We start from the raw sequence: 2542 nt of genomic DNA, 5'->3' as shown, positions 1-2542 counted from the left end.
GAGGCCGCAGGTCAGGCCGCTTGAGCGTTGACTGTCGGAGGCGTCCAATTCCAAGGAAGCAGTTGCTCCAGCTTGGTCATCGGCGTGTCCGCGATACGGGCAAGGACATCGGCAAGCCACGCCTGGGGATCGATGTCGTTGAGCTTTGCCGTCATGATTAGCGTGGCCATGAAGGCTGCACGATCTGCACCGCGGTCTGATCCGGCGAAGAGCCACGACTTTCTGCCGAGCGCAAAGCCTCTGAGCGCTCGCTCGGCGGCGTTGTTCGTCAGGCAAATCCGGCCGTCGTCCAGGAATGACGTGAAGCCGTCCCATCGCTTGAGCATGTAATCAATCGCCTCGGCGACCGGGGAACTGCGTGAGAGTTTTGCCCGCTCGGTTTGAAGCCAGGCCTGAAGATCATCAACGAGCGGCCGGCTTTCCTTGCGGCGACGATCCAGGCGTTGATCGGCCGTAAGAGCGTTGATCTCCCGCTCGATATCAAACAGGCCGTCGATCCGTTTGACAGCTTCAAGCGCCATGGGTGAGATCGGCGCGGCGTTCTTTCCACGCTTGGCGTTTGCGGCAATGTCGGCGAGCACGAAGAACTTGCGCCGCGAGTGTGCCCAACAGAGTGCCTGGGTCAGCGGATCGGGATCGCGATCAACCTTGAACAGCGGATTGTAGCCGCCATAGGCGTCCGCCTGCAGAATGCCGGTGAAGGTCTTCAGGTGGCGCTCCGGATGCTCCTGCCGTCGATCCCGCGAGGCATAATAAAGGGCGGCCGGCGGTGAGAGCCCGCCGAATGGTCGGTCATCCCGGACATAGGTCCATATGCGACCGGTATCGGTCTTTCCCTTGGCCAGGATCGGCACGGTTGTGTCATCACCATGCAGACGTTCGGCAGCAAGGACATGCGCCTCGATCAGGGAGTGAATGGGCTTCAATGCCGCGGCACATGCTCCAACCTGATCGGCCAGCGTCGATAAGCTGAGGTCGACGCCCTCGCGGGCGTAGCGCTCGCTCTGGCGATTGAGCGGCTGGTGCTGGGCAAACTTCTCGAACAGGATCATCGCCAGCAGGTTCGGCCCTGCAAAACCGCGGGGCGTCACATGGAAGGGTGCTGGTGGCTGCGTAATCTTCTCGCACTCGCGGCAGGTGAACTTCTCTCGCACCGTCTGGATAACCTTCCAATGGCGCGGAACGACCTCCAGGGTCTCGGTAATGTCCTCACCGAGCTTTGACAGTTTAGCCGATCCGCAGCAGGCGCAATTCGTGGGAGCGGCGACAATGATGCGTTCGCGCGGCAGATGTTCAGGAAACGGTTTGCGTGATGGGCGCTTGCGCTCGAAGGCTTTGACGGCTGAGGCTTTGGCTGCGATCTCCGCGGCCAATTCATCTTCACCGGCGTCCGCTTCCAATTCCTCGAGTTGCAGTTCCATCTGCTCCAGGAGCCGCGCCTTGCGCTCGGACCGGCTGCCGTAGAGTTCACGGCGGACCTTGTCGATCTCCAGCTTCAGCCGAGCGATCAGCGCTTCGGAATGCGATACGAGTGCCTTTGCACTGGCGGCTTCTGCCTTGGCGGTTGCCGCTTCTGCTTCGGCTGTAACACGTCGAGCGCGTTCCTGGGCCAGCAGTGCAAGGGCACTGGCAAGGTCGTCCGGAAGCTCTTCGGTCGCGTCGCTCATGACAGGATGGAATCATATTTGACCCCATCATTCCAGTGTTTTTGCTTATCCGGCCGACGTCGGCCGCCAGGTCTTTTGCGGCATCCGCCAGTCGATACCTTCCAGCAGATAACCGAGCTGCGCAGGCGTGATCACCACCGTGCCATCGGCCACTGATGGCCAGATGAAGCGGCCACGCTCCAGCTTCTTCGTGAACAGGCAAGCGCCCTGGCCGTCATGCCAGATCACCTTGATCAGGCCGCCGCCTCGGCCACGGAATACGAACAGGTGACCGCACATCGGGTCGCGCTTCAGCACCTCCTGCACCATCAAGGACAGACCGGGGAAGCCTTTGCGCATATCGGTATGGCCTGTCGCCAACCAGACCTTCACGCCAACAGGAACCGGAATCATCGCAGACCCAATACGCAATCGAGAATCCGGCCAAGCGCGTCCGTGTCAATTTCACTATCCACGCGGACCCGACGGCCCCGGCCGAGCTTGATCGTTACATCACTGCGCTTCCGACGAGGATGGGATGTGGTGGGCGCTTCCAGCTGAACGGGAGAGACTGTCGAAGCGGCCTCGGATACGATCACCGGCACCAAAGTCGCCGTATCAGACCTTGGCTCCTCGATCCGGCAAAGCTCTTTGCGCCAACGGAACAACTGGCTGACATGGATGCCGGCCGCGCGGGCAATCTCGGAGATTACCGCGTCTGGCTCAAAGCAGGCAGCGACGAGGCGCTCTTTATCTTCGCGTGACCAGCGCCGACGGCGCTCCACGGACGTGATCACCTCAATTGGATGCTTCGTCATATGACTACTCCTAGTGTTACCACTAGGACTGGCAGTCAGCAGGCCGTCATCGCAAGACGGCCTTCACCGTGGGCTTAC

General features: G+C 60.9%; 3 protein-coding genes. All 3 read right to left on the bottom strand.

The window, feature by feature from the left end; genetic code table 11:
• Positions 1-11: 11 nt before the first annotated feature.
• The 3 genes from tnpC to tnpA are packed head-to-tail and all read right to left on the bottom strand — an operon-like array spanning position 12 to position 2464.
• Positions 12-1667, bottom strand: a complete 1656-nt coding sequence (tnpC, locus tag QBD01_RS25365; RefSeq protein ID WP_182522988.1) for an IS66 family transposase — start codon at positions 1665-1667, stop codon at positions 12-14.
• Between the two features lie 45 nt (positions 1668-1712).
• Positions 1713-2060, bottom strand: coding sequence for an IS66 family insertion sequence element accessory protein TnpB (gene tnpB, locus QBD01_RS25360; protein WP_280995031.1), 348 nt, complete (start codon positions 2058-2060; stop codon positions 1713-1715).
• Positions 2057-2464, bottom strand: coding sequence for an IS66-like element accessory protein TnpA (gene tnpA / locus QBD01_RS25355; RefSeq protein WP_280995030.1), 408 nt, complete (start codon positions 2462-2464; stop codon positions 2057-2059). The genes tnpB and tnpA overlap by 4 nt, the downstream gene beginning before the upstream one ends.
• Between the last annotated feature and the right edge of the window lie 78 nt (positions 2465-2542).

Source organism: Ochrobactrum sp. 19YEA23 (genome assembly GCF_029909865.1).
GTDB lineage: Bacteria > Pseudomonadota > Alphaproteobacteria > Rhizobiales > Rhizobiaceae > Brucella > Brucella gambitense.
This window is presented reverse-complemented; position numbering and strand designations above follow the sequence as displayed.

Coding starts and splice junctions, on each gene's coding strand:
- tnpC (WP_182522988.1), bottom strand. CDS start 1,667: ATGAGCGACGCGACCGAAGAGCTTCCGGACGACCTTGCCAGTGCCCTT.
- tnpB (WP_280995031.1), bottom strand. CDS start 2,060: ATGATTCCGGTTCCTGTTGGCGTGAAGGTCTGGTTGGCGACAGGCCAT.
- tnpA (WP_280995030.1), bottom strand. CDS start 2,464: ATGACGAAGCATCCAATTGAGGTGATCACGTCCGTGGAGCGCCGTCGG.